Raw genomic sequence first — 26,334 nt, forward strand, 5'->3', positions numbered from 1 at the left:
TTTTTCATTCCACCAATTAGTGCCACCACGTCATGCCCTGCAGGGTTGCCAGTGCCACGAGGACATAGCGCAACGCCTTGCCAAGGCATAAAAAAAAGAGCACTGGTCCCCAGGAGATGCGCATCCATCCCGCCAGCAGACACAGTAAATCGCCTATAACAGGCATCCAGCTTAGTAAAAGCGTGGCAGCACCATAGCGTTTAAGCCAGCCTGCTGCCTTTTCCTGCCAGCGTGATGTTTTACGCAGCGGAAAGAAACGCCCAAGAATAACGTTAGTCAGCCCTCCAAGGCTATTACCCATTGTTGCTATTACTACCAACAGCCAGGGCTGACTCACACCAGATAACAGCATCGCGACCAGCACAACTTCCGAATTACCCGGTAAGAGTGTGGCACTTAAAAAACTGCTGGCAAATAAAGAGGCGAGTGACAGCAGGTCACTCACAGCAGGCGAACATCCACAGCGTCCATTCCGGCGTCACGCGCGGCCTGAATGCCAAAGTCTGCATCCTCAAACACCACGCACTTATGCGCCGGAACGCCCATCAGTTCCGCGCAAAGCAGAAAGGTGTCCGGAGCGGGTTTGTGGTTTTGAACATGATCGGCGGCGACAACCGCAGAGAAATAGTGACGCAAGCCCAGATGATTGAGCAGCGCTTCCGCAACAGCACTTTCACTTCCCGTGCCAACGGACATCGGACGACGCCCGTGCCACTCTTTAACAACGTCAATCAGCGGAAGCGGACGAACGGTGTCTAAAAGCATGGCTTTGACGGCATCGGTTTTTTCACGGGCCAGCAGATGAGGGTCGAGATCGGCGTGGTTTAGCTCAATCACGGCCTGAGCGATTCGCCAGGTGGGTGAGCCATTCAACGCAACCATCGCCTGTAAGTCGAACGTCATGCCATAACGACCCAGAACGTCATTCCAGGCTTTACGATGTGTGGGTTCGGTATCCAGGATGGTGCCATCCATGTCGAAGATCAGACCGTCATACTGTGCGTACATCGTGCTCTCGCCAAACGATTAACAAGACATTACTTTATCGTAAACGAGGATTTTTGTCGCTGATTCTGGTTGTAATACAAAGGGGATGGTGAGTAATTGAACTGTGGGGGAGATACTGAGAAGAAATGGTGCATCCGGGAGGATTACTCGGCTGCGCCTCACCCGACGGGCCGTTGCTAAAGCAACGTTATCCTCCCTGGTACTCGCGAGCATCTCGCAGACCTTGAAACAACAGCGTGGCTGCTATCTCGGAGAATATGGTGCATCCGGGAGGATTCGAACCTCCGACCGCTCGGTTCGTAGCCGAGTACTCTATCCAGCTGAGCTACGGATGCATCTGGGGGTACTGCTAATGACATAGTAAATGGTGCATCCGGGAGGATTACTCGGCTGCGCCTCACCCAACGGGCCGTTGCTAAAGCAACGTTATCCTCCCTGGTACTCGCGAGCATCTCGCAGACCTTGAAACAACAGCGTGGCTGTTATCTCGGAGAATATGGTGCATCCGGGAGGATTCGAACCTCCGACCGCTCGGTTCGTAGCCGAGTACTCTATCCAGCTGAGCTACGGATGCATCGGGATTTACTATTTTACTGCTTGATACGTCATATCACTTCTAAAGCAATATGAAGTAATAGATGGTGCATCCGGGAGGATTCGAACCTCCGACCGCTCGGTTCGTAGCCGAGTACTCTATCCAGCTGAGCTACGGATGCATCAGGGGGTACTGCTTTTACTGCTGATTCAATGTCACTCAACAAGCCGCAACACTGAGAATGATGGTGCATCCGGGAGGATTCGAACCTCCGACCGCTCGGTTCGTAGCCGAGTACTCTATCCAGCTGAGCTACGGATGCAAAATGGCGGTGAGGCGGGGATTCGAACCCCGGATGCAGCTTTTGACCGCATACTCCCTTAGCAGGGGAGCGCCTTCAGCCTCTCGGCCACCTCACCACACAACGCCTCTTTCGAGTGCTTCGAGTAACTCGTTAAGAGCTTCTCGTCGCTGCGTGGCGCATATATTACTTTCTGGGACTTATAAGTCAAACAATTTTCCACAAGCTTTTATCGTTTGCACAAATCACACTCAATTCGCATGTAAAAGCCGCAAAGAGGGTGTTTTATAAACGGATTTTGCGGACATCAGCACAGAAATCCTCGGGCAAAATTGCGGTCTTTAAGCGAGATAAGGGTTTGAGAGAGACAAAAAACGGAAGGAATGAAATCGAACGGTAACTTTATGCAGGAAGAATATCGAGAGCGTTGCGTCTCGCCGGGCGGCGAGACGCGATAATATCAGTAACTGGACTGCTGGGATTTTTCAGCCTGGATACGCTGGTAGATCTCTTCACGATGGACAGAGACTTCTTTAGGGGCGTTCACACCAATACGTACCTGGTTACCCTTCACCCCTAAAACTGTCACGGTGACCTCATCCCCAATCATGAGGGTCTCACCAACTCGACGAGTCAGAATCAGCATTCTTTGCTCCTTGAAAGATTAAAAGAGTCGGGTCTCTTGTATCCCGGCATTATCCATCATATAACGCCAAAAAGTAAGCGATGACAAACACGTAATGTGTAAGCAGTCACGGCATCACATTCTGTTAAACGTAAGTTTAGCCGATATACACAAACTCAACCTGACTTTATCGTTAGCGATAGCGTAGTGATAAAAACGCCATAACGGTGAGGTTATGGCGTCTTTTTACGCTTTGTAATTATTACAGTTTAGCGCTTACCCAGCTTTCAACGCTGGCCAATGCTGCTGGAAGTGCTGCCACATCCGTACCACCGGCTTGTGCCATGTCGGGACGACCACCACCTTTGCCACCCACTTGCTGAGCGACCATACCAATCAATTCCCCTGCTTTCACGCGGTCAGTCACATCCTTAGAGACGCCCGCAATCAGAGAAACCTTACCTTCAGCCGCTGTCGCCAGAACGATAACCGTTGAACCGAGCTGGTTCTTGAGATCATCAACCATGGTACGAAGCATCTTAGGTTCAACGCCTGCCAGTTCGCTGACTAGCAGTTTAACACCTTTAATTTCAACCGCTTTGCTTGAGAGATTTGCGCTCTCCTGCACCGCAGCCTGCTCTTTCAGCTGCTGCAGCTCTTTTTCCAGCTGACGAGTACGTTCCAGCGCGCTACGTACTTTCTCACCCAGATTGTGGCTATCGCCTTTAAGCAGCTGGGCAATGTCGTGCAGTTGGTCGCTTTCAGCGTGCAGGCTGGCGATCGCGCCTTCACCGGTCACGGCTTCGATACGACGTACGCCAGCGGCAGTGCCTGATTCAGACAGGATACGGAACAGGCCGATATCACCCGTACGCGAGGCGTGAGTACCGCCGCACAGTTCGGTGGAGAAATCACCCATGCTCAGGACGCGAACGCGCTCGTCATATTTTTCGCCGAACAGCGCCATCGCCCCTTTCGCTTTCGCTGCTTCGAGATCCATGATGTGGGTCTCGATTGGCAGGTTACGACGAATCTGGGCGTTGACCATATCTTCCACCGCGCGGATTTCAGACGGTTTCATCGCTTCGAAATGCGAGAAGTCAAAGCGCAGCACTTTGTCGTTCACCAGAGAACCTTTCTGAGCAACGTGCGTACCCAGCACATCGCGCAAAGCGGCATGCATCAGGTGCGTTGCAGAGTGGTTCAGACGAATGCGCGCGCGGCGAGCTTCATCCACTTCGGCTTTCACGCCTGCGCCGACTTTCAGGGAACCTGAAGCCAGTTTGCCGACGTGACCAATTGCCTGGCCGTATTTCTGGGTGTCAATGACGGTGAAGGCAAAATCGCTACCTTTTAGCTCGCCTTTATCGCCCACCTGGCCGCCAGACTCCGCGTAGAACGGCGTTTTATCCAGAACGACAACTGCATCCTGACCTGCGCTGATGCTGTCCACGGCTTTGCCGTCAACAAACAGTGCGGTCACTTTACCGGTCAGTTCCAGATGGTCGTAGCCCTGGAATTCGGAAGCGCTATCGACGCGAATCATCGCGTTGTAGTCTGCGCCGAAACCGCTGGATTCACGCGCACGGCGGCGCTGCTCTTCCATTGCGGCTTCAAAGCCCGCTTCGTCGACTTTAATATTGCGTTCACGGCAGACGTCAGCAGTCAAATCGACCGGGAAGCCGTAGGTGTCGTACAGACGGAATGCGGTGTCACCATCCAGCGTATCGCCGGACAGTTTAGAGAGTTCTTCGTCCAGCAGCGCCAGACCGCGCTCAAGGGTACGTGCAAACTGCTCTTCTTCGGTTTTCAGCACCTGCTCAACCTGCGCCTGCTGGCGTTTCAGTTCGTCGCCAGCTGCACCCATGACGCCAATCAGTGGCCCCACCAGTTTATAGAAGAAGGTGTCCTTCGCGCCCAGCATGTTGCCGTGACGGATCGCACGACGAATGATACGACGCAGCACATAGCCACGGTTTTCATTCGACGGGATAACGCCGTCAGCAATCAGGAAGGCACAGGAACGAATGTGGTCCGCAATGACGCGCAGAGATTTGTTGCTCAGATCGGTCGCACCGGTCACTTCAGCCACGGATTTAATCAGGGTGCTGAACAGATCGATGTCGTAGTTGGAGTTCACGTGCTGCAGAACCGCGGCGATACGCTCCAGACCCATACCGGTATCTACGGATGGCTTCGGCAGCGGCTCCATGGTGCCGTCAACCTGACGGTTGAACTGCATGAAGACGATGTTCCAGATCTCAATGTAGCGATCGCCGTCTTCTTCAGCGGTGCCCGGAGGACCGCCCCAGATGTGGTCGCCGTGATCGTAGAAGATCTCGGTGCAAGGACCGCATGGACCGGTGTCACCCATCTGCCAGAAGTTGTCAGACGCGTATGGCGCGCCCTTGTTATCGCCGATGCGAATAATGCGCTCACGCGGGATACCGACTTCTTTTTCCCAGATTTCGTAAGCTTCATCATCGGTTTCGTAGACGGTCACCCACAGACGCTCTTTCGGCAGGTTGAACCAGTTTTCACCGGTCAGCAGTTCCCACGCATATTGAATGGCATCGTGTTTAAAGTAGTCGCCGAAGCTGAAGTTACCCAGCATCTCGAAGAAAGTATGGTGACGTGCGGTGTAACCGACGTTTTCCAGATCGTTGTGTTTACCGCCCGCACGCACGCAACGCTGTGACGTTGTGGCACGGGAATAATTACGCTTGTCGAGACCAAGGAAAACATCCTTGAACTGGTTCATCCCGGCGTTGGTAAACAGAAGAGTCGGGTCATTGTTCGGTACCAGGGAGCTGCTGGCAACAACCTGGTGTCCCTTACTATGGAAAAAGTCGAGAAACGCCTGACGGATCTCAGCGGTGCTCTTGCTCATAATTATCCTGAAATCAAGCTAACGAAATGTCGCAGCCAGCCTGTCTCTGTTGATGCCTGGACGGACTGACTACTGGAAAAAGTGGGAATAAGATAAGTTTTCTTGCAAGGGAAGTAAAATCCCGCATGCGCTCAATCGGCAAAATTACGCCATATATCCTGAATATCTTCCATCAGGAAGCCGCGGTACAACAAAAATCGCTGGATTTTAACTTTTTCTGAAAATTCACGCGGCAGGGGTTCACCGTATTTACGAATCGCCTGCTCGCGGGCCAGCTCACACCAGTTAATGTCGCACTCACGCATGGCCTCATCGATGGCCGCACGCGCGATACCTTTTTGGTTTAGCTCCTGACGGATCCTTGCCGGGCCATAGCCCTTGCGGCTCCGGCTGGCGATAAAGCGCGTGACAAAACGACTGTCATCGAGGTACCGATATTCATAGCACCAGGCAATGACGCGATCATAATCTTCTGCCGTAGCATCGATTGCTTCCGGGCCGTTTTTTCCCATCACGGGCGCGGAGAGTTTACGGCGCAGCTCTTGCTCGCTGTGATCGCGTACTGCAAGAATGCGCACAGCCCGATCCAGTAAACGGGCGTAGGCAGGGCGGCGCGAGGTGTTTTCACTCATAACAAACCAGCTGTTTTATAAATGCAAAAAGGGCCGCAATCGCAGCCCTTGTTTTTAGACGAAGAGATTAGAAATCTTCTTTGGTTTCTTCAGCATCAGCGCTATCGACAACGAAGTCAGGCTTAGAGTCCTGGTTGTTGAGAAGCAGTTCGCGCACTTTCTTCTCAATTTCTTTCGCTGCGGCCGGGTTTTCTTTCAGCCAGGAGATTGCGTTTGCTTTGCCCTGACCAATTTTGTCGCCGTTGTAGCTGTACCAGGCGCCCGCTTTTTCAATCAGCTTCTCTTTCACGCCCAGATCCACCAGCTCGCCGAAGAAATTGATGCCTTCGCCGTAGAGGATCTGGAACTCAGCCTGCTTGAACGGCGCAGCAATTTTGTTCTTCACGACCTTCACGCGGGTTTCGCTACCAACGACGTTATCGCCCTCTTTCACCGCACCGATACGGCGGATATCCAGACGGACAGAGGCGTAGAACTTCAGCGCGTTACCACCGGTAGTGGTTTCCGGGTTACCGAACATGACGCCAATCTTCATACGGATCTGGTTGATGAAAATCAGAAGCGTATTGGATTGCTTCAGGTTACCAGCCAGTTTACGCATCGCCTGGCTCATCATACGTGCCGCGAGGCCCATGTGAGAGTCACCGATTTCGCCTTCGATTTCCGCTTTTGGCGTCAGCGCGGCAACGGAGTCGACAACCAGTACATCTACAGCACCTGAACGCGCCAGGGCGTCACAGATTTCCAGTGCCTGCTCACCCGTATCTGGCTGAGAGCAGAGCAGGTTGTCGATATCAACGCCCAGTTTACGTGCATAGACTGGGTCCAGCGCGTGTTCGGCGTCGATGAACGCACAGGTTTTACCTTCGCGCTGTGCGGCTGCAATGACCTGCAGCGTCAGGGTCGTTTTACCTGAAGATTCCGGGCCGTAGATTTCTACGATACGGCCCATTGGCAGGCCGCCCGCACCCAGTGCGATATCCAGAGAAAGCGAACCGGTGGAGATGGTTTCCACGTCCATGGAACGGTCTTCACCCAGGCGCATGATGGAGCCTTTACCAAATTGTTTTTCAATCTGGCCGAGTGCTGCCGCCAACGCTTTCTGTTTGTTTTCGTCGATAGCCATTATTACTCCTGTCATGCCGGGGATGTGCGCCGGATAGTGAATTCTGTTCTGTTGGTGCAATTATACTGTATGGTCATACAGTATCAAGTGTTTTGTAGAAATTGTTGCCAGAGCATTTTTAACGCATATTCCGTCGCCTGTCGGCGCACGCTTTCACGGTCACCGCTGAAGCATTCGCGGAAGGTAAGGCCCTGCCCCTGGGAAGTGGCAAAACCAAACCAGACAGTGCCCACGGGTTTGACATCACTGCCACCGTCCGGCCCGGCAATACCGCTGATGGCGATCGCGTAGTCCGCACGCGCCGCTTTGAGCGCGCCAATCGCCATTTCCACCACCACCGGTTCGCTGACAGCGCCATGCTGTTCCAGCGTCGATTCGCGCACGCCAATCATCTGCGCTTTGGCTTCGTTACTGTAGGTCACAAAACTGCGTTCGAACCAGGCGGAGCTTCCCGCAATATCCGTAATCACTTTTGCCACCCAGCCGCCGGTGCAGGATTCAGCCGTCGTCAGCGTCGCGCCGCGCTGCTTCAACGCCAGGCCCACAACTTCGCTCAGCTGCATCAATTCATGGTCAGTCATCATCGCTTTAGGCTCCTAAAAAACATGCAGCACAAGATAGCACTTTCTCATGGGATATGGGGATGAGGTTCCGGTTTTACGAGGAGGCTTCAGAAAAAAGCCGATGCGGCCGCATCGGCGTGGAAAGGCTGATTATTTCATGCTGTCGGCGAGGGTATTCACATTGTGGCGAAACGCATTCACGTATGTATCCGCCACGCCACCTTTGGTGGAAAGCGCTTCGGGATAAAGCTCTCCACCCGGCTGGGCGCCCGTCGCGCTGGCAATCTGCTTCACCAGACGCGGATCGAGCTGGTTCTCCATAAACCAGGATTTGACGCCATCGGCTTTAATCTGGTTGATGATCTCCGCCACCTGCGCGGCGCTGGCTTCGCTCTCAGAGGAAAGGCCTTGCGGTGCCATAAATGTCACGCCGTAGGCGCGGCTGAAATAGCCGAAGGCGTCATGGCTGGTGAGGACTTTGCGCTTCTCCTGCGGGATCTGGCTGAAGCGCGATTTCGCCCATCCGTCGAGCTGTGTCAGCTGCGTAATATAGGGTTTGCCCGTGGCCTCCAGCGCCGATTTCTCATCCGGATCGGCACTGACCAGTCCTGCCAGAATATTTTGTGCATACAGCGCGCCATTCGCAGCGCTATTCCAGGCATGCGGATCGGTCACGGTTTTGCCGTCCTCCTCCAGCGTATGGGTTTTCACCCCTTTTGATGCCACGACCAGTGTGCCTTTAAAACCTGACGCTTTAACCAGGCGATCCAGCCACCCTTCCAGCCCAAGCCCATTCACAACCACCACGTCCGCTTTGCTGAGCGCCGCACTGTCTTTTGGCGACGGCTCGAAGGTGTGCGGATCGCCGTCCGGCCCCACCAGCGTCGTCACTTTTACATGGTCGCCGCCCACTTCTTGCGTGATGTCACCCAAAATAGAAAAACTGGTTACCACGTTCAGCGTTTTTGCCAGCGCGCCTTGCGACAACAGCCCCAGCGCAAGCGCCATCATTACCCCTGTCTTCTTCATCATTTCCCCTTGCGTTAAAAATGCGCACGCAGCCTGCTGCGCGAGCCACATAAAACCGAAATAAAGAACCAGCCGCTGGCCGTCAGTACAATAGAAGGCCCGGCGGGGAGGCTCACTGCCCACGACAGGCTCAATCCGAGCCAGGCGCAGAAAACGCCGCTGACGCCTGCCATCAGCAGAAGCCCCGGTAAGGTGCGCATCCAGCAGCGAGCGGCAACAGCAGGCAGCATCATCAGACCTACCGCCATCAGCGTGCCGAGTACCTGGAATCCGGCGACCAGATTCAGCACCAGCAGCGCCAGGAATAAACCGTGCAGTAGCGCGGGCAGCCAGCGTTTGTTGGCCTGCAGCCACGCGGTGTCAAACGCCTCGGTCACCAGCCCGCGGTAAAACAGGGCCAGCAGCATTAAGGTCAGGGCGCAGACACCGGCGACAAACAGGGCCGCGCTGTTATCCACCGCCAGAATCGAGCCAAAAAGCAGATGCAACAGATCGACATTCGAACCGCGCAGCGAAACCAGGGTCACACCCAGCGCCAGCGAGCCCAGGTACAGCCCGGCGAAACTGGCATCCTCTTTCAGGGGCGTGCGTCGGCTGACTAAACCTGCCACCAGCGCCACGACGATCCCGGCGATAAACCCGCCGATACTCATCGCCAGCAGAGACATTCCGCTGACCAGATACCCCACCGCCACGCCCGGTAAAATGGCGTGTGACAGCGCATCGCCCATCAGGCTCATACGCCGCAGCAACAGAAAAACACCGAGCATTGTGGTGCTGACGGACAACGCCAGGCACACCACCAGTGCGCGGCGCATAAAGCCGTATTCGATAAACGGCTGGAAGAAAATATGCCAGATCATGCGACTCTCACCCGCTCCGCCCCCCAGTGGGGTATCGCCGTATCCAGCCGCAACGTCTGCGGGAAATGGCGCGATACACGCTCGCTGTCATGCAGCACCGCCAGCACCGTTTGCCCGCTCAGATACATTTCCAGCATCAATTCCATCAGCACATTACAGGTGGCTTCATCGACCCCCGTGAACGGCTCATCCAGCATCACCAGCGGCGCCTGCTGCACCAGCACTCGGGCGAACAACATGCGCTGAAACTGGCCTCCCGATAGCTCGTCGATGGTGGCGGCTGCAAGATCCTGCAGGCCGACGCGCTCCAGGGCATGGGCGATTTTCAGCCGGGTTTCGCGTCGAAAAGCCGCCAGCAGCGAAATCTGTGGCCAGCAGCCCATACTCACTACGTCCTGAACCGTCAGAGGGAACTGCGCCTCCAGCATATGACGCTGCGCCAGCCAGCCGATCGTCGGGCGTTTCTCGCGCCAGCGAAATCCCCCACTAACCGGCGGAATAAATCCCGCCAGGGTTTTGAGGAGTGTCGATTTGCCGCAGCCGTTCGCGCCGACAATCGCCGTCATACTGCCGCGTTCGATCACGCCATTCAGCGTCTGTGTGACGGGCTGGCGGTCATACCCTGCCACCAGATTTTGCAGTTCAATCATGGGAGAACCACCGCCCAGCGCACCACCAGGCCAATCAGCGCAATCAGAATCACCGCGAGTAACAGGCGATTGAGCGCGGAAAGAGAGAAGAGAGACATCGTTGCACCATCATTAAATGTTATAACATAACAATAATAAATTGCGATGCAGATGTAAACGCGAATAAAAGAGTGGGAGTGTGGCGAAATGTTTCTGTCGAAAGCGAGTGTTGCCCGGTGACGAATCGCTTACCGGGCAACACTCGTGGAGGGTGCGGGCCGGGTAAGACGAAACCGCCACCCGGCAAAACGCAAGATTACTGACTAAACGGTGAAGCCGCCGGTACGCGCGCCAGGGAAACCGCCTGGCCCAGCTGCCACACCGCCATCGCGTAGTGCGTGCTGTGGTTGTAGCGGGTGATGGTGTAGAAGTTCGGCAAACCGTACCAGTATTGGTAGCCAGTGCCGATATCCAGGCGCAGCAGGCTGGCCGTCTGATGATCACCCAACGACTGCATCGGCGTTAAACCCGCCGCTGCCAGCTGCGACACGCTGTATTTCGTTTTGAAACCATTCTCAAGCCCAGGTGCCTGGCCGTTCGCCTGCACCGCCACCGGATCGCCCTTCACCCAGCCGTGCGCTTTGAAATAGTTCGCCACGCTGCCAATGGCGTCCACCGGATCCCACAGGTTGATATGTCCGTCGCCATTAAAGTCGACGGCGTACTCTTTATAGGAGGACGGCATAAACTGGCCGTAGCCCATCGCCCCCGCAAAGGAACCTTTCAGATCGAGCGGATCGTCCTGCTCGTCACGCGCCATCAGCAGGAAGGTTTCCAGTTCAGACTGGAAGTATTCCGCGCGACGCGGATAGTTAAAGGAGAGCGTCGCCAGCGCATCGAGAATACGGGTTTTGCCCATCACGCGGCCCCAGCGGGTTTCCACGCCGATAATCCCGACGATAATTTCCGGCGGCACGCCGTACACCTGCCACGCGCGCGTCAGCGCATCTTCGTATTGATTCCAGAACGCCACGCCGTTTTGCACGTTATCCGGGGTAATAAACTGTTTGCGATAGCGCAGCCACGCGCCGTTTGGCCCGGTCGGCACCTGCGCCGTCGGTGCCTGGCGGTCCATCAGACGCAGCACATAGTCCAGACGCTTCGCCTGAGACAGGATCTCGTGGAGTTGCTGTTTATTGAAACCATGTTTGTTCACCATTTTATCGATGAACTGTTCGGCGGCCGCGTTGTTGGCGAAATCCCCGCCCATCTGCATCATGTTGTGCTGCGGCTCAAGGAGAAAACCACCCGATGGGGCGCCCGCCGTCTGTTGAACTTCCTCTGTTTTCGGCTTACTGCTACAGGCAGCAAGCATAATCAGCGCGGGTAAGAGCGCTGCGTAACGACGCTTGACCATGAGACATCCATTTAACGAATTCGATAAGTGGCAAGTATGGTAAAGCATCCGCAATGCCTCAAGGAAGCGGTACTCACCTCCCCCGCAAAATCTTTACGCTCCCCCACGCAAATCGGTGCTTTTTTCATCCAAAAAGTCGTCACCCCATCAATTAACTTTCAAAATAATCCATTTTTCTTTCATTGTGAGATCTAATTAACACTTTAAAACCTTTCAAAGTGATTATTATTAGCCGCAGTCAGACAAAAACAAAAAAGCCCCACAGGAGAGAAGAATGATAGAAACCATCACCCACGGCGCCGAGTGGTTCATCGGGCTGTTTCAGAAAGGCGGAGAGGTGTTCACCGGTATGGTGACCGGCATCCTGCCCCTGCTGATAAGCCTCTTAGTGATCATGAATGCGTTGATTAACTTTATCGGCCAGCAGCGTATCGAACGCTTCGCTCAGCGCTGCGCCGGAAACCCGCTGTCCCGCTATCTTGTTCTGCCCTTCATCGGAACCTTTGTTTTCTGCAACCCGATGACCTTAAGCCTCGGCCGCTTTATGCCAGAAAAGTACAAGCCGAGTTACTACGCTGCCGCATCCTATAGCTGCCACTCCATGAACGGCCTGTTCCCGCATATCAACCCCGGCGAACTGTTTGTTTACCTCGGCATTGCCAGCGGCCTGACCACACTTGGCCTGCCGCTCGGCCCGCTGGCGGTGAGCTATCTGCTGGTTGGCCTGGTCACCAACTTCTTCCGTGGATGGGTGACGGATCTCACCACCGCCATTTTTGAGAAAAAAATGGGCATCCAGCTTGAACAGAAAGTCCATCTTTCAGGAGCCACAGCATGAGCCGTATTCGTATTGAAAAAGGTGAAGGCGGCTGGGGCGGCCCGCTGGAGTTCGACGCCGTTGCAGGCAAGAAAATTGTCTACATCACCGCAGGCACGCGCCCGGCAATTGTCGACAAGCTGCGCGATCTGACCGGCTGGGAAGCGGTCGATGGCTTCAAAGAGGGCGAGCCGCCTGAAGCGGAAATTGGGGTAGCGGTGATCGACTGCGGCGGCACGTTGCGCTGCGGCATCTATCCGAAGCGCCGTATTCCGACAGTGAATATTCACGCAACCGGTAAGTCAGGCCCGCTGGCGCAGTACATCCTCGAAGACATTTATGTGTCCGGCGTCAGAGAAGAAAACATTCGCCTGGTTGATGGCTCCCCTGCTCAGCCAAAAACCGCGCCGCGGGATTACGACACCAGTAAAAAAATCACCGAGCAGAGCGACGGCCTGCTGGCGAAAGTGGGTATGGGAATGGGGTCGGCCGTCGCGGTGCTGTTCCAGTCAGGGCGAGACACCATCGACACCGTTCTGAAAACCATTCTGCCGTTTATGGCGTTCGTTTCGGCGCTTATTGGCATCATTATGGCGTCCGGTCTGGGCGACTGGATTGCCCACGGCCTCGCCCCGCTCGCGAGCCACCCGCTTGGGCTGGTGACGCTGGCGCTGATCTGCTCCTTCCCGCTCCTGTCGCCGTTCCTCGGGCCGGGTGCGGTGATTGCGCAGGTTATCGGCGTGCTGATCGGCGTGCAAATTGGGCTGGGCAATATCCCTCCTCACCTCGCCCTTCCGGCTCTGTTTGCGATTAACGCCCAGGCGGCGTGCGACTTCATTCCCGTTGGGCTGTCCCTTGCCGAAGCGCGTCAGGACACCGTGCGCGTGGGCGTGCCGTCCGTGCTGGTCAGCCGTTTCCTGACGGGCGCCCCGACGGTGCTGATTGCCTGGTTTGTCTCCGGCTTTATTTATCAATAAGAGGTTCCTGCGATGACCGTGATTTACCAAACCACCATTACCCGCATCGGCCAGAGCGCAGCCGATGCGTTGAGCGACCATATGCTGATTACCTTCCGCGAAGGGGCGCCAGCGGATATCGAAGAGTTTTGCTTTATCCACTGCCACGGCGAGCTACACGGCGAGCTGAAGGTCGGCAGCCAGCTGGAGCTGGGTGACGCGCGCTATGCCGTCACTGCCGTCGGCGACGTAGCCGAACAAAACCTGCGCGAGCTGGGACACATCACATTGCGTTTCGACGGCCAGCCGCAGGCGGAATACCCCGGCACGGTTCACGTGGATGGCCCGGTTCCGCAGGCTGTTACCACCGGCTGCACATTAAAATTTGTTGCGTAATTTAAGGAGAATCACATGAGTCAGGTTGCCGTTGTCATTGGTGGGGGCCAAACCTTAGGCGAGTTCCTCTGCCGTGGGCTTGCTGCAGAAGGGTACCGCGTGGCGGTTGTGGATATTCAGAGTGAAAAAGCCGCCCGCGTGGCGGACACCATTAACACTGAGTTTGGTGAAGGGATGGCATATGGTTTTGGTGCCGACGCCACCAGCGAGCAGAGCGTGATGGCGCTCGCCCAGGGCGTAGATGAGATTTTTGGCCGCGCCGACCTGCTGGTTTACAGCGCGGGAATAGCGAAAGCGGCCTTCATCAGCGACTTCGCGCTGGGGGATTTTGACCGTTCACTGCAGGTGAACCTGGTGGGTTATTTCCTCTGCGCACGCGAGTTTTCCCGCCTGATGATCCGCGACGGCATTCAGGGGCGCATCATTCAGATCAACTCAAAATCCGGCAAAGTGGGCAGCAAGCATAACTCCGGCTACAGCGCGGCGAAATTTGGCGGCGTCGGGCTGACCCAGTCTCTGGCGCTGGATCTGGCCGAATACGGGATTACCGTGCATTCACTGATGCTTGGCAACCTGCTGAAATCGCCAATGTTCCAGTCTCTGCTGCCGCAATACGCCACAAAACTTGGCATTAATGCTGACGAGGTGGAGCAGTATTACATCGATAAAGTGCCTTTGAAGCGCGGCTGCGACTATCAGGACGTATTAAATATGCTGCTGTTTTATGCCAGCCCGAAAGCCTCTTATTGCACCGGGCAGTCAATTAACGTCACCGGCGGGCAGGTGATGTTCTGATTAAACAGGCTAACGTCCCCCTCTCCTCGTGAGGGAGAGGGAATACCAAAGGAGCTAAAATGGTTACCGCACTCATCACCGTCGCCGCCATCGCCTGGATCTGCCAGATGGCGTTTGGCGGCTGGCAAATTCACCAGTTTAACCGGGCGTTCGATGCCCTGTGTCAGAAAGGCCGCGTGGGCGTTGGGCGCTCAGGCGGACGCTTCAAACCCCGCGTGGTGGTGGCGATTGCGCTGGACGAAGACAACACCGTCTGCGACTCACTGATCATGCGCGGGATGACCGTATTTGCCCGACCGGCGAAAATCCAGGCAATCAACGGCATTTCATTGAAGGAATTACAGCCTGATGTGATCTTTCCCCATGATTCACTCTGTCAGAATGCACTATCATTAGCGCTTAATCTGAAACATGGATAATTTCGTTTTGAAAGCTATAGGCTTGCGAAATTATCATTTCGCAACCTAAGGAACGAAGCGCCTATGAAACCACGTCAGCGGCAGGCGGCCATTCTGGAGCATCTGCAAAAGCAGGGAAAATGCTCGGTAGAGGATTTGGCCCACTACTTTGACACCACCGGCACGACAATACGCAAGGACCTGGTATTGCTCGAAAACTCTGGCGCAGTCATTCGAACCTATGGCGGAGTGGTACTCAACAAAGACGAAGCCGATCCGCCGATTGACCATAAAACCCTGATCAATACCCACCAGAAAGCGCTGATTGCCGAAGCCGCCGTCCAGTTTATTCACGACGGCGACTCTATCATTCTCGATGCGGGCAGCACTGTCCTGCAGATGATCCCGATGCTCAGCCGCTTTAATAACATCACGGTGATGACCAACAGCCTGCACATCGTCAATGCCCTGTCCGAGTTTGACAGCGAGCAGACCATCCTGATGCCCGGCGGCACCTTCCGTAAAAAATCGGCGTCTTTTCACGGCCAGCTGGCGGAGAACGCCTTCGACCATTTCAGCTTTGATAAACTCTTTATGGGCACGGACGGTATTGATCTGAACGCGGGCGTGACCACCTTCAACGAGGTGTTCAGCGTCAGCAAGGCCATGTGCAATGCCGCACGGGAAGTGATCCTGATGGCGGACTCGTCCAAGTTTGGCCGCAAAAGCCCCAATATTGTCTGTAGCCTTGAAAGCGTCGATACGCTGATTACCGACGCAGGCATCGACCCGGTGTTCAAAAAAGCGCTGGAAGAGAAAGGAATCGACGTGATCGTAACCGGAGAGAGAAATGAGTGATTTTCTGCTAAACACAGGCCGTCAGACGCTAATGCTGGAGCTTCAGGAAGCCAGCCGCCTGCCGGAAAGGCTGGGCGACGATTTTGTGCGCGCGGCCAATACCATCATCCACTGCGAAGGCAAAGTGATTGTCGCGGGCATCGGGAAATCCGGTCATATCGGGAAGAAAATAGCCGCCACCCTCGCCAGCACCGGCACGCCCGCGTTTTTTGTTCATCCCGCCGAAGCGCTGCATGGCGATCTGGGGATGATTGAAAGCCGTGACGTGATGCTGTTTATCTCCTACTCCGGCTCAGCGAAAGAGCTGGATCTGATCATTCCGCGTCTTCAGGAAAAATCGGTCGCCCTGCTGGCAATGACCGGAAAATCGCGCTCGCCGCTGGCGCTGGCCGCCAAAGCCACGCTGGATATCTCCGTGGAGCGCGAAGCCTGCCCGATGCACCTCGCGCCAACGTCCAGCACCGTCAACACCCTGATGATGGGCGATGCGCTGGCGATGGCAGTCATGCAGGCGCGCGGTTTTAACGAAGAAGATTTTGCCCGCTCACACCCAGCCGGCGCCCTGGGCGCACGTTTGCTGAACAAAGTGCATCATCTGATGCGTACGGACGACGCCATCCCGCAGGTAAAACTCACCACCAGCGTGATGGACGCAATGCTCGAACTGAGCCGCACCGGGCTGGGGCTGGTTGCCGTGTGTGATGACAACGGGCTGGTCAAAGGGGTCTTTACCGACGGCGACCTGCGTCGCTGGCTGGTGGGCGGCGGCAAGCTGGAAGCGGTCGTCAGCGATGCTATGACCACCGGCGGCCTGACACTTAACGCCGAGAGCCGCGCTATCGAAGCCAAAGAAGTGCTGATGAAGCGCAAAATCACCGCCGCCCCGGTGGTCGATGACAGCGGCAAACTGTGCGGCGCCATCAACCTGCAGGACTTCTATCAGGCCGGGATTATCTAACCCTTCAGCCCAAGACGTTTCGCCAGCCGATGCAGGTTGGCGACGTCCGTCTCTAACGCCCGCGCGCAGGCCGCCCAGCTACGGTTATTCTGCTCCAGCGCGCGGGTAATCATCTGACGTTGAAACGCTTCCGTGGCCTCACGCAGGTTGGCATTGCTCATCGCTGGCACGTCCGGCTGCGAGACAGGCACCGCCTCGTCGTGCAACGCAAAATGCGCCGCGTGGATCACCACCTCATCGCCGATGCGCGTCGCGCGCGCCAGCACCACCGCGCGATGGATCGCATGCTCTAGCTCGCGCACATTGCCCGGCCAGCCATAATTCAGCAGATGCCTGCGCGCACCGGGGCTTAACACCACGCGCGACAACCCCATTTTCAACCGGCACTGCTCGCAGAAATAGCCCGCCAGCAGAACCACATCCTCGCCACGCTCGCGCAGCGGCGGCACGGAGAGCGGGAACACGCTTAAGCGATGGAACAGATCGGCGCGGAAATTGCCCGCCAGCACCTCTTCGCGCAGATCGCGGTTGGTCGCCGCCAGCACGCGCACATCCACCCGCAGGCTGCGGTCGTCACCCACGCGCTGAATATCGCCGTACTGCAACACGCGCAGCAGTTTGGCCTGCAACGCCAGCGACAGCTCACCAATTTCATCGAGGAACAGCGTGCCGTTGTCGGCCATTTCAAACTTACCGCTGCGGTTGCTGATGGCCCCGGTAAACGCCCCTTTGACGTGGCCGAACAGCTCGCTCTCCGCCACGCTTTCCGGCAACGCGGCGCAGTTCAGATACACCAGCGGATTGACCGCGCGCGGCGAGCCTTCGTGGATCGCCTTCGCCACCAGCTCTTTCCCGGTGCCGGTCTCCCCGCTGATTAAGACGTTCAGATCCGACGCCGCGACAATCTCGATCTCTTTTTTCAGCTGCGCCATACCCGGCGACAGGCCAATCATTTCCGTGTGCGCGACCTGCTCAAACACCGCCGGACTGCCCGGCAATATGTTCTGGCTCTCCAGTTGCTCAATCAGCAGCGCGTTATTAAGCGCCCCGGCGGCCAGCGCGGCAATCAGCCGCAGCTCTTCGTCGCTGAAGGTATCGAACTGATCCGGCTGCAGGCCGTCGAGGGTCAGCGCGCCAATCAGATTCTGCCCGGCAAACAGCGGCAAACCGATACAGGCGTGGACCTTCAGGCTCTCCTGGCCGGGAATCAGGCCGTCGTAGGGATCGGGCAGATCGCTGTCCGCCGGGAAACGCACCACGTCACCCGCGCGGGCGATGGTCTCCAGACGCGGATGGCCCTCGAGGGTAAAGCGCCGCCCCAGCACGTCCTGCGCCAGCCCGTCGATCGCCAGAGGAATAAACTGTCGCCCTTCGTAGCGCAGCAGCGCCGAGGCATCACACTCCAGCACATGACGCAGGGTTGAAATTAACCGCTGGAAACGATCCTGATGGCCGATACCGGTCTGTAATTCAATGGCGATCTTCGCCAGCACATCTACGGAAAAGCTCATTTGCGCCTCGCTGTCATTTTGACAGTGCATACTGTCATATTGACCATAAAAGAGATAGTCATTCTGACTACCCCTTGCGAGTGATATTTTTAAAAACCATTAAATATCAATAACTTTAAAAACTGGCACGCAACTTGATATATGCACATCAACTTATCGAAACACACTGTATTTATTGAGGTTGCTATGTCTATTCTGGTTAAAAATAATATTCATTGGGTGGGTCAACGTGACTGGGAAGTGCGCGATTTTCACGGCACCGAATACAAAACCCTGCGCGGCAGCAGCTATAACAGCTATCTCATCCGCGAAGGCAAAAACGTCCTGATCGATACCGTTGATCATAAATTCAGCCGCGAGTTCGTGCAGAACCTGCGCAGCGAAATCGATCTGACTGACATCGATTACATTATTATTAACCATGCGGAAGAAGACCACGCGGGCGCCCTGACCGAGCTGATGTCTTATATTCCCAACACGCCAATCTACTGCACCACCAACGCCATCGACTCTATTAACGGCCACCATCACCACCCTGAATGGAATTTTCATACGGTGAAAACCGGTGACTCGCTGGATATCGGCAACGGCAAACAGCTGATTTTCGTCGAAACCCCGATGCTGCACTGGCCCGACAGCATGATGACGTACATGACCGGCGATGCGGTGCTGTTCAGCAATGACGCCTTTGGTCAGCACTACTGTGATGAACGTCTGTTTAACGACGAAGTGGATCAGACTGAACTGTTCGAACAGTGCCAGCGCTACTACGCCAACATCCTGACGCCGTTCAGCCGTCTGGTAACGCCAAAAATCACTGAAATCCTCGGCTTCAATCTGCCGGTCGATATGATTGCCACCTCGCACGGCGTGGTCTGGCGCGAAAATCCCACCCAAATCGTGGAGCTGTATCTGAAATGGGCGGCGGATTATCAGGAAGATCGCATCACGCTGTTCTACGACACCATGTCCAACAACACCCGCATGATGGCGGACGCCATTGCCCAGGGCATTAACGAAGTCGACCCGAACGTGGCGGTGAAAATCTTCAACGTGGCGCGCAGCGATAAAAACGAAATCCTGACCAACGTCTTCCGCTCCAAGGGCGTGCTGGTCGGCACCTCCACCATGAATAACGTAATGATGCCGAAAATCGCCGGTCTGGTTGAAGAGATGACCGGTCTGCGTTTTCGTAACAAACGCGCGAGCGCGTTTGGCTCCCACGGCTGGAGCGGCGGTGCAGTAGATCGTCTCTCCACGCGTCTGCAGGATGCCGGCTTCGAAATGTCGATGAGCCTGAAAGCCAAATGGCGCCCGGACATCGACGCACTTGAAGTCTGCCGCCAGCATGGCCGTGATATCGCACGTCAGTGGGCGCTCGCTCCACTGCCGGAAGCAACAGCGAAAGCCCCTGAGCAACAAGAAGCCTGCGCCTGTGCCGCCGCACAAGCCGCCGATCTTGGCCCGAGCATGCAGTGCAGCGTCTGCCAGTGGATTTACGATCCTGCCCTCGGCGAACCTTTGCAGGATGTCGCTCCAGGTACCCCGTGGCGCGACGTGCCTGATAACTTCCTGTGCCCGGAATGTTCCCTCGGAAAAGACGTGTTCGACGAACTGGCGACGGAGGCAAAATGAATCACGGCATTGTCATTATTGGCTCGGGCTTTGCCGCCCGGCAGCTGGTGAAAAATATACGCAAACAGGATGCGAACGTGCCGCTGACGCTTATCGCCGCCGACAGCATGGACGAGTACAACAAACCCGATTTGAGCCATGTTATCAGCCAGCATCAGCATGCCGACGACCTCACCCGCCAGACGGCGGGTGAGTTCGCCGAACAGTTTAATTTGCGACTGTTTCCGCATACCTGGGTCACGGAGATCGACGCCAGCGCCCATGTGGTGAAGGGCAAAGATTATCAGTGGCACTACGACAAACTGGTGCTGGCGACGGGGGCATCCGCCTTTGTACCGCCCGTACAGGGCCGCGAGCTGATGCTGACCCTTAACAGTCAGCAGGAGTACCGCGCCTGTGAAACCCGGCTTCGTGACGCAAAGCGAGTGATGATTGTCGGCGGCGGTCTGATTGGCACCGAACTGGCGATGGATTTTTGCCGCGCCGGGAAAGCCGTCACTCTGGTCGATCACGCAGCCAGCATTCTGTCTGCGCTGATGCCAGCGGAAGTGAGCAGTCGCTTACAGCATCGTCTGACGGAGATGGGCGTCCATCTGCTGCTGAAATCTCAGATCCAGAGCCTGACGACAACCGACAGCGGCATTCGCGCGACTCTCGATCGTAAGCGCAGCGTTGAGGTCGATGCAGTGATCGCCGCGACGGGCCTGCGTCCGGAAACGGCACTGGCCCAGCACGCCGGGGCAGAAACGGGGTGCGGAGTGAAGGTAGACAGCTATTTGCAAACCAGCCAGCCCGATATTTTCGCCCTGGGTGACTGTGCGGAAATCAATGGCCAGGTCCTGCCGTTCCTGCAGCCGATTCAGATAAGCGCAATGTATCTGGCAAAAAACCTGCTGGGGAGTAGCGCACCACTGAAACTGCCGGCGATGCTGGTGAAGGTCAAAACACCTGAACTGCCGCTGCACCTCGCGGGCGAAACGCAGCGACAGGATTTACACTGGCACATGGCCATTGAACCACAGGGAATGGTCGCAAAAGGCGTTGATGGCGACGGTGAACTGCGCGCCTTTGTGGTCAGCGAAGATCGGATGAAGGAGGCTTTCTCCCTGCTGAAGTCGTTACCCGTTTAACCCTCACACCTCTGCCACGCTTACTTAACCTTAGGATTTTATTATCCGCAGCCCCGATGTCCCGGGGCTTTTTTTTGCGCATTCTATTCACAAGGTAAATACATAATAGATAAATCATCGCCATCAATCCCTATTTCATTATTTATATGAATATATAAATCAGAGTAAATAGATATATTTGCGATAAATATCCATTCACCCTGAGATATATAATTATTTTATAATTGATAAATAAATCATCAGGCGTAATTTAATTTAAACAGAGATGAAAAAGCAATTTTTGCTTAGATTATTTTTTTAAATAATGCTCGGAACCGTCATAGCCCCCCAGCGCGTCATAGCCGCGCCAGCGGTAGTTCAGCATTGACAGACACCAACAGACAATAAACAAACCAATAACAATAAAACCGGCGTTACCGAGATTATTATTAACACTACCCACCAGGCTCCAGACGCCCCCACTTAATTCAAATTTATCCTTTATTAGCCCGAGGGCTTCCAGCCCGCCAATAAAGAGCGCGACGACAACCGACGTGCCGGTAATGGTCATATTGTAATAAAGTTTGCGCTGCGGTTTATTGAATGCCCAGCCGTACGCGCCGATCATCAATAAATTATCCAGCGTATCCACTAACGCCATACCGCTGGCAAACAGCGCCGGGAAAATCATGATCGACCACACCGACATTCCGTTCGAGGCGCTGGCGGCAGAAATGCCCAGCACGCCAATTTCAGTGGCGGTATCAAATCCCAGGCCAAACAGAAAACCGACCAGGTACATCTGCCAGCTTTTGCTCACCAGACGGAACGTGGCGCCAAACAGCCAGCTCATGATCCCGCCCGACACCGGCGCGTCCCCCTCGCCGCCCGTCGTATGACCGTTTTTCAGCGCCTGAAAGCTGCGCCAGACGCCGAGCAAAATCACCGTGTTGATCAGCGCCATCGCCAGTAAAAAGGTCGCGGAAACGGCGGTGCCAATGAGACTACCGGTCTCATGAAACCACGCCATGTTCTTTTGAAACGCCGTCGCCGTGGCGGCAATGGCGACGGAGGCCAGCACCACAATGGTCGAATGGCCCAGCGAAAACCACGCCCCCACGCCAGACGGGCGTTTGCCCTGCTGCATCAGCTTGCGGGTGACCGTATCGATCGCGGCGATATGATCCGCATCGACCGCATGCCGCAGGCCGTAGCACCACGCCAGCAGGCTGGCCGCCATCAGCGTGGTACTGCCGCTAAACGTGTGCCAGGCCCAGCCCCAGGCCAGACCATTCGCGGCCAGCAGGATCATCAGAAGCGGTTCGTTGCGAATCCGTCGTTGCATGTCAGTTCCTGTGAGAAAGGGTGCGGGCGGCAGCGACGACCGCCTGTCCGAATGAAATCGCCCCGTCGCCTGCAGGCAATTTTTCAGGGAACAGAAGCGTGAATTCAGAAAGATAAAACTGCAGGCGCGCCCTGAGCAGCCGATTGTGCAGCACGCCGCCGCTGAAGCAGAGCGTCGATATCGCCAGACGTCGGGCGTGTTGAGCCAACAGTGCCGCCAGCCCTTTCGCCAGCGCATCATGGAATGCCCATGCCCGTTCGGCGGGCGTCGCCTGCCAGTCGAGCCACTGCTGCCAGAAGGTGGACAGATCTCCCACATCCAGCGTGACCGGATGCTGCACACCTGAACAGGTCGCGGCCAGTGCTTCAAGCTGACAAGCCGCTTCGCCTTCGTGATGCTGCCTGTCGGGCACGATATCCAGCGCACAAGCCACGGCGTCAAACAGCCGCCCACAGGATGAGGCCAGCGGCGCGTTGATTCCCCGCGCCACCGCCGTCGCCAGCAGTGTCCAGTTGTGCGCCAGAACGGCGCGCATTTCCGCCCGCTTTTGCCAGTCAGGAATAAACGCCAGCCCATGTGCAAGTAAATTCCGCCACGGTTCGACCGCGGCCAGATCGCCGCCGGGCAGCGCCACGGCGGGCAACCCACCGAGGTGCTCGCACGCCTGATAGTTCACCCGCAGGCACTCGCCGCCCCACAGCGCGCCGTTTTCGCCCATCCCGATGCCGTCAAGCGTCAGCGCAATCACATCGCCTGCGTTCAGCGGCCAGCCATTTTCCGCCAGACACGCCGCCGCGTGGGCGTGGTGGTGGAGTACCGTCTGTTTCGGCAGCGCCAGCGCTTCGGCCCACCGGGCAGAGCGGTAGCCCGGATGGGCATCGTACACCACAAGTTCCGGACGGAAATCATACATTTGTTGAATGACCGCCAGCGCGCCACGCCACTGATGCTCCACGCCGTCGTCACTCAGATCGCCAAAATGCTGGCTGATAACCGCCTGCCCGCCGCGCACCAGACAGAAGGTATTTTTCATCTCCGCGCCGAGGCACAGCATCGGCGGGATATCCTTAAATCCTTCAGGCAGCGGAATGGCGTCCGGCACGTAACCCCGCGCGCGGCGCAGCATTGCGCCCTGCTCGTCCAGAACCGAATCATCCATGCGTTGCAAAATGTCGCGGTTATGCAGCAGAAAACCGTCGGCGATATCGCGCAGGTCATCCAGCGCCTGAACATTGCTCAGCGCGGGGGGTTTACCGCTGAGATTCCCGGAAGTCATCACCAGCGGGCGCGCGCAGTCGTCCATCAGCAGATGTTGCAGCGGGCTGGAGGCCAGCATCACGCCGATGCAATCCAGCCCCGGCGCAATGTTCTGCGGCAGTTCCGGTAGCAGGCGCTTTGCGCTCAACACGATGGGTGCGGCGGGCGATTGCAGACGCTCCCGAAGGGGCGCAGGCAACTCGTCAATACAGGGCAGCATCACCGCTAATGGTTTGGTCGGACGACGTTTTCGCGCGCGCAGCCGCGCCACCGCCTGCGCGTTTTGCGCGTCGCAGGCCAGATGAAAACCGCCCAGCCCTTTGATTGCCACGATCCCACCGTTTTTCAGCATCTCAACGGCTGCGGATAACGCGGCATCTCGTGTCAGATGGACGCCCTCTGCACGCCATTCCAGCTGCGGCCCACAGTCCGGGCATGCCACCGGCTGGGCGTGAAAGCGCCGATCCGCCGGATTGCGGTATTCGCTCTCACACGGGGCGCAGAGCGGGAAAGCGGCCATCGCCGTATCCGGTCGGTCATAGGGCATGGCGCGAATAATGGTGAAACGCGGGCCGCAGTGGGTGCAGTTGATAAACGGATAGCGGTAGCGGCGATCGCGCGGATCGCGCATCTCAGCCAGGCAGGCCGGACAGGTCGCCGCATCCGGCACGATTTGCGTCGCCATCGCCCCGCCCGCGCTGTGGCGGATGGTGAATTCCGTCGGCATTTCCGGCCAGGTCAACGGCTGAGTTTCAATGGTATCAATGCGCGCCAGCGGCGGGCACTGCGCTAACAAACGTGCCTGAAACGCAGTCGGATCATCAACCAGACGCACCAGCACGCCTTCGCCGTCATTACAAACGTCACCGCGAAGGCCAAGCTGATTCGCCAACTGCCAGACAAAGGGGCGGAAACCCACCCCCTGCACTTTTCCGCGCACCCGCAGCTGCGCGCCGTTACAGCTCATCGCGGCTTAAAACAGCATTGATGACGATGTATCGAACGCCGCGCGACGGCGCTTCTCGGCACTCATCTGTTCAAGCTTGTTACGATCGACGCAGACCAGAGCGTGCGTCGGGCAGGCTTCGATACACGCCGGGCCGCTTTCGCGATGGTTGCATAGGTCGCATTTGTTCGCTTCGGCTTTTTCGGCACGCACACTCAGACCCGCGCCGCTGTTGCGTACCACCGGGCGCACAACCACTTCCATCGCACCATACGGACAGGCCACCACGCAGGTTTTACAGCCGATGCAACGCTGCTGCATAACCTGCACAAAGCCGTTTTCGCGGTTGATGGCACCGTTAGGGCAGACATTGGCGCAGGGGGCGTCTTCACACTGGCGGCAGATGGCCGCCGTTGAGATATTCACGCCCTTAATGACATGAATACGTGGCAGGAAAGATTCTGGGGTCAGGGAGGCGCAATCCTGCTCCGCCTGATGGGACACAACACACGCCACCTCACAGGTGCGACAGCCAATACATTTACTGGCATCGGCCATAATAAAACGGTTCATCTGCTTCTCCAGCATTAAGTTATGCGGCGAAACATACATAAAACGTGCCACATTTTAATTAACTGATTTCACTGAATTTAATCAGTACCCCTCGGTGTCATCGACACGAATGACGATGACACCTGTCGACGTCAGACGCGAACGTTGGCGATGACGGAGTCGCGCAGGATCAGCTCACCGGGGAAGGCTTGCTGATAGCTGAACTCGCCGCCATCGAGCATAAAAATCAGGCGGCTGATGGTCTCTTTGATCATCTCCGTCACCGGAATACGCACGCTGGAGAGCGATGGCACGATGTAGGGCGCGATCGCAACATCATCAAATCCCACTACCGACACTTCGCCCGGCGTGGCGATCCCGCTGTCGTGAAGCTGCTTCAGCGCACCAATGGCCATATCGTCATTGCTGGCGACCAACGCGGTGAATTGCGCTTTGCGCGCCAGCAGCGTGGTGACTCCCGCCGCCCCGCTTTCCGGAGTCCATTTCCCCTCCACCAGCAATTCGTCGCGCAGCGGGATCTGATGCTGCGCCAGCGCCGCTCTGTACCCAGAAAGACGTTCGATACCGGTGGGAGAGTCGAGCGAGCCGGTGATAAACGCGATATCCCGATGGCCCATTTCAATCAGCTGCGAGACCGCATCCTGACAGGAGGCTTTATGATCCGACCAGACGCACTGGCTGCTGTTTTTACGCAGACGACGGTTGAGCACCATGATCGGCTGCTCCTGTTTTTCGATGATCTCATCCATCTCATCAACGCTTAGAAAGCGCGGATAGATGATGATTGCGTCGCAGCGCATATCGAGCAGATACTGGATCGCCTCGCGCTCTTCATCGGCGCTGTGCTTGCCGTCCGCGAGAATCAGCTGACGCCCTTTTTCTTCCGTCATGCGTGCCGCGTGGAACAGCAGCTCGCTGAAATACACGCCGTGGTAAAGGGTGTTCGTCACTACCAGCCCCAGGGTTTGGGTACGTTTGGTCGCAAGGTTTCGCGCCAGCAGATTGGGGCGGTAACCGCTCTCTTCAATCGCCTGAAAAACCCGGTCTTTTGTCTCCTGGCTCACGTAGCCATTGCCCGAAAGCACCCGAGAAACCGTTGCCTTCGACACCCCTGCCCGCTTCGCCACTTCAAGCATCGTGGTCATCTGATTATTCCCTTTAA

At 56.4% G+C, this 26,334-nt stretch carries 25 protein-coding genes and 5 tRNA genes; 9 read left to right on the forward strand and 21 right to left on the reverse strand.

Going from position 1 to position 26,334, the window contains the following annotated elements:
* Window positions 1–16: 16 nt before the first annotated feature.
* From ACB496_RS17200 to mltB, 16 genes are all read right to left on the reverse strand, one after another.
* Window positions 17–445: a YqaA family protein gene (locus ACB496_RS17200; protein WP_095283032.1), complete on the reverse strand. Its 429-nt coding sequence runs from the start codon at window positions 443–445 to the stop codon at window positions 17–19.
* A complete protein-coding gene (gene yqaB / locus ACB496_RS17205; protein WP_100779182.1) occupies window positions 442–1,008 on the reverse strand; it encodes a fructose-1-phosphate/6-phosphogluconate phosphatase in 567 nt (188 codons plus the stop codon). Before yqaB ends, ACB496_RS17200 begins: the two co-directional genes overlap by 4 nt.
* A 258-nt stretch (window positions 1,009–1,266) precedes the next feature.
* Window positions 1,267–1,343, reverse strand: a tRNA-Arg gene (locus ACB496_RS17210).
* Between the two features lie 162 nt (window positions 1,344–1,505).
* Window positions 1,506–1,582, reverse strand: a tRNA-Arg gene (locus ACB496_RS17215).
* Window positions 1,583–1,647: 65 nt separating this feature from the next.
* A tRNA-Arg gene (locus tag ACB496_RS17220) sits at window positions 1,648–1,724 on the reverse strand.
* Window positions 1,725–1,788: 64 nt separating this feature from the next.
* Window positions 1,789–1,865, reverse strand: a tRNA-Arg gene (locus tag ACB496_RS17225).
* Between the two features lie 4 nt (window positions 1,866–1,869).
* Window positions 1,870–1,962 (reverse strand) — tRNA-Ser (locus ACB496_RS17230).
* 342 nt (window positions 1,963–2,304) lie between these two features.
* Complete coding sequence (gene csrA, locus ACB496_RS17235; RefSeq protein ID WP_000906486.1) at window positions 2,305–2,490, reverse strand: carbon storage regulator CsrA; 186 nt, start codon at window positions 2,488–2,490, stop codon at window positions 2,305–2,307.
* Window positions 2,491–2,731: 241 nt separating this feature from the next.
* Window positions 2,732–5,359: an alanine--tRNA ligase gene (alaS, locus tag ACB496_RS17240; RefSeq protein WP_312070222.1), complete on the reverse strand. Its 2,628-nt coding sequence runs from the start codon at window positions 5,357–5,359 to the stop codon at window positions 2,732–2,734.
* Window positions 5,360–5,490: 131 nt separating this feature from the next.
* Window positions 5,491–5,991: a recombination regulator RecX gene (recX, locus tag ACB496_RS17245; RefSeq protein WP_371973133.1), complete on the reverse strand. Its 501-nt coding sequence runs from the start codon at window positions 5,989–5,991 to the stop codon at window positions 5,491–5,493.
* Window positions 5,992–6,058: 67 nt separating this feature from the next.
* Window positions 6,059–7,117: a recombinase RecA gene (gene recA / locus ACB496_RS17250; protein WP_100779179.1), complete on the reverse strand. Its 1,059-nt coding sequence runs from the start codon at window positions 7,115–7,117 to the stop codon at window positions 6,059–6,061.
* An 83-nt stretch (window positions 7,118–7,200) separates the two neighbouring features.
* Complete coding sequence (pncC, locus tag ACB496_RS17255; RefSeq protein WP_100780829.1) at window positions 7,201–7,698, reverse strand: nicotinamide-nucleotide amidase; 498 nt, start codon at window positions 7,696–7,698, stop codon at window positions 7,201–7,203.
* A gap of 132 nt (window positions 7,699–7,830) precedes the next feature.
* Entirely contained in the window at window positions 7,831–8,709 is an 879-nt protein-coding gene (locus ACB496_RS17260) for a metal ABC transporter substrate-binding protein (protein WP_371975254.1), read from the reverse strand.
* Window positions 8,710–8,723: 14 nt separating this feature from the next.
* A complete protein-coding gene (locus tag ACB496_RS17265) occupies window positions 8,724–9,572 on the reverse strand; it encodes a metal ABC transporter permease (RefSeq protein WP_123428733.1) in 849 nt (282 codons plus the stop codon).
* On the reverse strand, window positions 9,569–10,222 hold the full coding sequence (locus ACB496_RS17270; protein WP_102105419.1) for a metal ABC transporter ATP-binding protein: 654 nt from the start codon (window positions 10,220–10,222) through the stop codon (window positions 9,569–9,571). The genes ACB496_RS17265 and ACB496_RS17270 overlap by 4 nt, the downstream gene beginning before the upstream one ends.
* Window positions 10,223–10,517: 295 nt before the next feature.
* Complete coding sequence (gene mltB / locus ACB496_RS17275; RefSeq protein WP_187469886.1) at window positions 10,518–11,618, reverse strand: lytic murein transglycosylase B; 1,101 nt, start codon at window positions 11,616–11,618, stop codon at window positions 10,518–10,520.
* Between the two features lie 274 nt (window positions 11,619–11,892).
* Between mltB and srlA the strand changes: the two genes are divergently transcribed.
* The 7 genes from srlA (at window position 11,893) to gutQ (ending at window position 16,796) form a co-directional block, all read left to right on the forward strand.
* Window positions 11,893–12,456 (forward strand): PTS glucitol/sorbitol transporter subunit IIC, encoded by a 564-nt coding sequence (srlA, locus tag ACB496_RS17280; RefSeq protein ID WP_023333189.1) that lies wholly within the window; start codon window positions 11,893–11,895, stop codon window positions 12,454–12,456.
* Complete coding sequence (locus ACB496_RS17285; protein WP_371973134.1) at window positions 12,453–13,412, forward strand: PTS glucitol/sorbitol transporter subunit IIB; 960 nt, start codon at window positions 12,453–12,455, stop codon at window positions 13,410–13,412. The genes srlA and ACB496_RS17285 overlap by 4 nt, the downstream gene beginning before the upstream one ends.
* A gap of 12 nt (window positions 13,413–13,424) precedes the next feature.
* Window positions 13,425–13,787, forward strand: a complete 363-nt coding sequence (srlB, locus tag ACB496_RS17290; protein ID WP_371973135.1) for a PTS glucitol/sorbitol transporter subunit IIA — start codon at window positions 13,425–13,427, stop codon at window positions 13,785–13,787.
* A 15-nt stretch (window positions 13,788–13,802) separates the two neighbouring features.
* Window positions 13,803–14,582, forward strand: coding sequence for a sorbitol-6-phosphate dehydrogenase (gene srlD / locus ACB496_RS17295; protein ID WP_100779172.1), 780 nt, complete (start codon window positions 13,803–13,805; stop codon window positions 14,580–14,582).
* A 59-nt stretch (window positions 14,583–14,641) separates the two neighbouring features.
* A complete protein-coding gene (gene gutM / locus ACB496_RS17300) occupies window positions 14,642–15,001 on the forward strand; it encodes a transcriptional regulator GutM (RefSeq protein WP_371973136.1) in 360 nt (119 codons plus the stop codon).
* 63 nt (window positions 15,002–15,064) lie between these two features.
* On the forward strand, window positions 15,065–15,838 hold the full coding sequence (locus ACB496_RS17305; protein ID WP_100779170.1) for a DNA-binding transcriptional repressor: 774 nt from the start codon (window positions 15,065–15,067) through the stop codon (window positions 15,836–15,838).
* Complete coding sequence (gene gutQ / locus ACB496_RS17310) at window positions 15,831–16,796, forward strand: arabinose-5-phosphate isomerase GutQ (protein WP_107702960.1); 966 nt, start codon at window positions 15,831–15,833, stop codon at window positions 16,794–16,796. Before ACB496_RS17305 ends, gutQ begins: the two co-directional genes overlap by 8 nt.
* Here gutQ and norR read toward each other — a convergent pair.
* Window positions 16,793–18,307: a nitric oxide reductase transcriptional regulator NorR gene (gene norR / locus ACB496_RS17315; RefSeq protein WP_314523826.1), complete on the reverse strand. Its 1,515-nt coding sequence runs from the start codon at window positions 18,305–18,307 to the stop codon at window positions 16,793–16,795. The two genes, gutQ and norR, sit on opposite strands and share 4 nt — an antisense overlap.
* A gap of 186 nt (window positions 18,308–18,493) precedes the next feature.
* Between norR and norV the strand changes: the two genes are divergently transcribed.
* Together norV and norW are read left to right on the forward strand one after the other, a co-directional pair.
* Window positions 18,494–19,942 carry an anaerobic nitric oxide reductase flavorubredoxin gene (gene norV / locus ACB496_RS17320; protein WP_371973137.1) on the forward strand — a complete coding sequence of 483 codons (1,449 nt, stop codon included), beginning with the start codon at window positions 18,494–18,496 and terminating at the stop codon, window positions 19,940–19,942.
* Window positions 19,939–21,072 (forward strand): NADH:flavorubredoxin reductase NorW, encoded by a 1,134-nt coding sequence (gene norW / locus ACB496_RS17325; RefSeq protein WP_371973138.1) that lies wholly within the window; start codon window positions 19,939–19,941, stop codon window positions 21,070–21,072. The genes norV and norW overlap by 4 nt, the downstream gene beginning before the upstream one ends.
* 289 nt (window positions 21,073–21,361) lie before the next feature.
* Here norW and ACB496_RS17330 read toward each other — a convergent pair whose 3' ends face one another.
* From ACB496_RS17330 to ACB496_RS17345, 4 genes are all read right to left on the reverse strand, one after another.
* Window positions 21,362–22,396 carry a HoxN/HupN/NixA family nickel/cobalt transporter gene (locus ACB496_RS17330; protein WP_371973139.1) on the reverse strand — a complete coding sequence of 345 codons (1,035 nt, stop codon included), beginning with the start codon at window positions 22,394–22,396 and terminating at the stop codon, window positions 21,362–21,364.
* 1 nt (window position 22,397) lies between these two features.
* The gene (gene hypF / locus ACB496_RS17335; RefSeq protein ID WP_371973140.1) at window positions 22,398–24,620 is read right to left on the reverse strand and encodes a carbamoyltransferase HypF; all 2,223 of its coding nucleotides are present in this window, start codon (window positions 24,618–24,620) and stop codon (window positions 22,398–22,400) included.
* 6 nt (window positions 24,621–24,626) lie between these two features.
* Window positions 24,627–25,172, reverse strand: a complete 546-nt coding sequence (hydN, locus tag ACB496_RS17340) for an electron transport protein HydN (RefSeq protein ID WP_129035038.1) — start codon at window positions 25,170–25,172, stop codon at window positions 24,627–24,629.
* A gap of 131 nt (window positions 25,173–25,303) precedes the next feature.
* Window positions 25,304–26,317: a LacI family DNA-binding transcriptional regulator gene (locus ACB496_RS17345; RefSeq protein WP_102105427.1), complete on the reverse strand. Its 1,014-nt coding sequence runs from the start codon at window positions 26,315–26,317 to the stop codon at window positions 25,304–25,306.
* Between the last annotated feature and the right edge of the window lie 17 nt (window positions 26,318–26,334).

Origin of the sequence: Lelliottia nimipressuralis (genome assembly GCF_041464075.1) — a bacterium.
In the GTDB taxonomy this organism is placed as follows: Bacteria; Pseudomonadota; Gammaproteobacteria; order Enterobacterales; family Enterobacteriaceae; genus Enterobacter; species Enterobacter nimipressuralis.

Excerpts from the sequence above, each read along its gene's own strand:
- yqaB (WP_100779182.1), bottom strand. The coding sequence starts at position 1,008 with ATGTACGCACAGTATGACGGTCTGATCTTCGACATGGATGGCACCATC.
- csrA (WP_000906486.1), bottom strand. The coding sequence starts at position 2,490 with ATGCTGATTCTGACTCGTCGAGTTGGTGAGACCCTCATGATTGGGGAT.
- alaS (WP_312070222.1), bottom strand. The coding sequence starts at position 5,359 with ATGAGCAAGAGCACCGCTGAGATCCGTCAGGCGTTTCTCGACTTTTTC.
- recX (WP_371973133.1), bottom strand. The coding sequence starts at position 5,991 with ATGAGTGAAAACACCTCGCGCCGCCCTGCCTACGCCCGTTTACTGGAT.
- recA (WP_100779179.1), bottom strand. The coding sequence starts at position 7,117 with ATGGCTATCGACGAAAACAAACAGAAAGCGTTGGCGGCAGCACTCGGC.
- pncC (WP_100780829.1), bottom strand. The coding sequence starts at position 7,698 with ATGACTGACCATGAATTGATGCAGCTGAGCGAAGTTGTGGGCCTGGCG.
- ACB496_RS17260 (WP_371975254.1), bottom strand. The coding sequence starts at position 8,709 with ATGAAGAAGACAGGGGTAATGATGGCGCTTGCGCTGGGGCTGTTGTCG.
- ACB496_RS17265 (WP_123428733.1), bottom strand. The coding sequence starts at position 9,572 with ATGATCTGGCATATTTTCTTCCAGCCGTTTATCGAATACGGCTTTATG.
- ACB496_RS17270 (WP_102105419.1), bottom strand. The coding sequence starts at position 10,222 with ATGATTGAACTGCAAAATCTGGTGGCAGGGTATGACCGCCAGCCCGTC.
- mltB (WP_187469886.1), bottom strand. The coding sequence starts at position 11,618 with ATGGTCAAGCGTCGTTACGCAGCGCTCTTACCCGCGCTGATTATGCTT.
- srlA (WP_023333189.1), top strand. The coding sequence starts at position 11,893 with ATGATAGAAACCATCACCCACGGCGCCGAGTGGTTCATCGGGCTGTTT.
- ACB496_RS17285 (WP_371973134.1), top strand. The coding sequence starts at position 12,453 with ATGAGCCGTATTCGTATTGAAAAAGGTGAAGGCGGCTGGGGCGGCCCG.
- srlB (WP_371973135.1), top strand. The coding sequence starts at position 13,425 with ATGACCGTGATTTACCAAACCACCATTACCCGCATCGGCCAGAGCGCA.
- srlD (WP_100779172.1), top strand. The coding sequence starts at position 13,803 with ATGAGTCAGGTTGCCGTTGTCATTGGTGGGGGCCAAACCTTAGGCGAG.
- gutM (WP_371973136.1), top strand. The coding sequence starts at position 14,642 with ATGGTTACCGCACTCATCACCGTCGCCGCCATCGCCTGGATCTGCCAG.
- ACB496_RS17305 (WP_100779170.1), top strand. The coding sequence starts at position 15,065 with ATGAAACCACGTCAGCGGCAGGCGGCCATTCTGGAGCATCTGCAAAAG.
- gutQ (WP_107702960.1), top strand. The coding sequence starts at position 15,831 with ATGAGTGATTTTCTGCTAAACACAGGCCGTCAGACGCTAATGCTGGAG.
- norR (WP_314523826.1), bottom strand. The coding sequence starts at position 18,307 with ATGAGCTTTTCCGTAGATGTGCTGGCGAAGATCGCCATTGAATTACAG.
- norV (WP_371973137.1), top strand. The coding sequence starts at position 18,494 with ATGTCTATTCTGGTTAAAAATAATATTCATTGGGTGGGTCAACGTGAC.
- norW (WP_371973138.1), top strand. The coding sequence starts at position 19,939 with ATGAATCACGGCATTGTCATTATTGGCTCGGGCTTTGCCGCCCGGCAG.
- ACB496_RS17330 (WP_371973139.1), bottom strand. The coding sequence starts at position 22,396 with ATGCAACGACGGATTCGCAACGAACCGCTTCTGATGATCCTGCTGGCC.
- hypF (WP_371973140.1), bottom strand. The coding sequence starts at position 24,620 with ATGAGCTGTAACGGCGCGCAGCTGCGGGTGCGCGGAAAAGTGCAGGGG.
- hydN (WP_129035038.1), bottom strand. The coding sequence starts at position 25,172 with ATGAACCGTTTTATTATGGCCGATGCCAGTAAATGTATTGGCTGTCGC.
- ACB496_RS17345 (WP_102105427.1), bottom strand. The coding sequence starts at position 26,317 with ATGACCACGATGCTTGAAGTGGCGAAGCGGGCAGGGGTGTCGAAGGCA.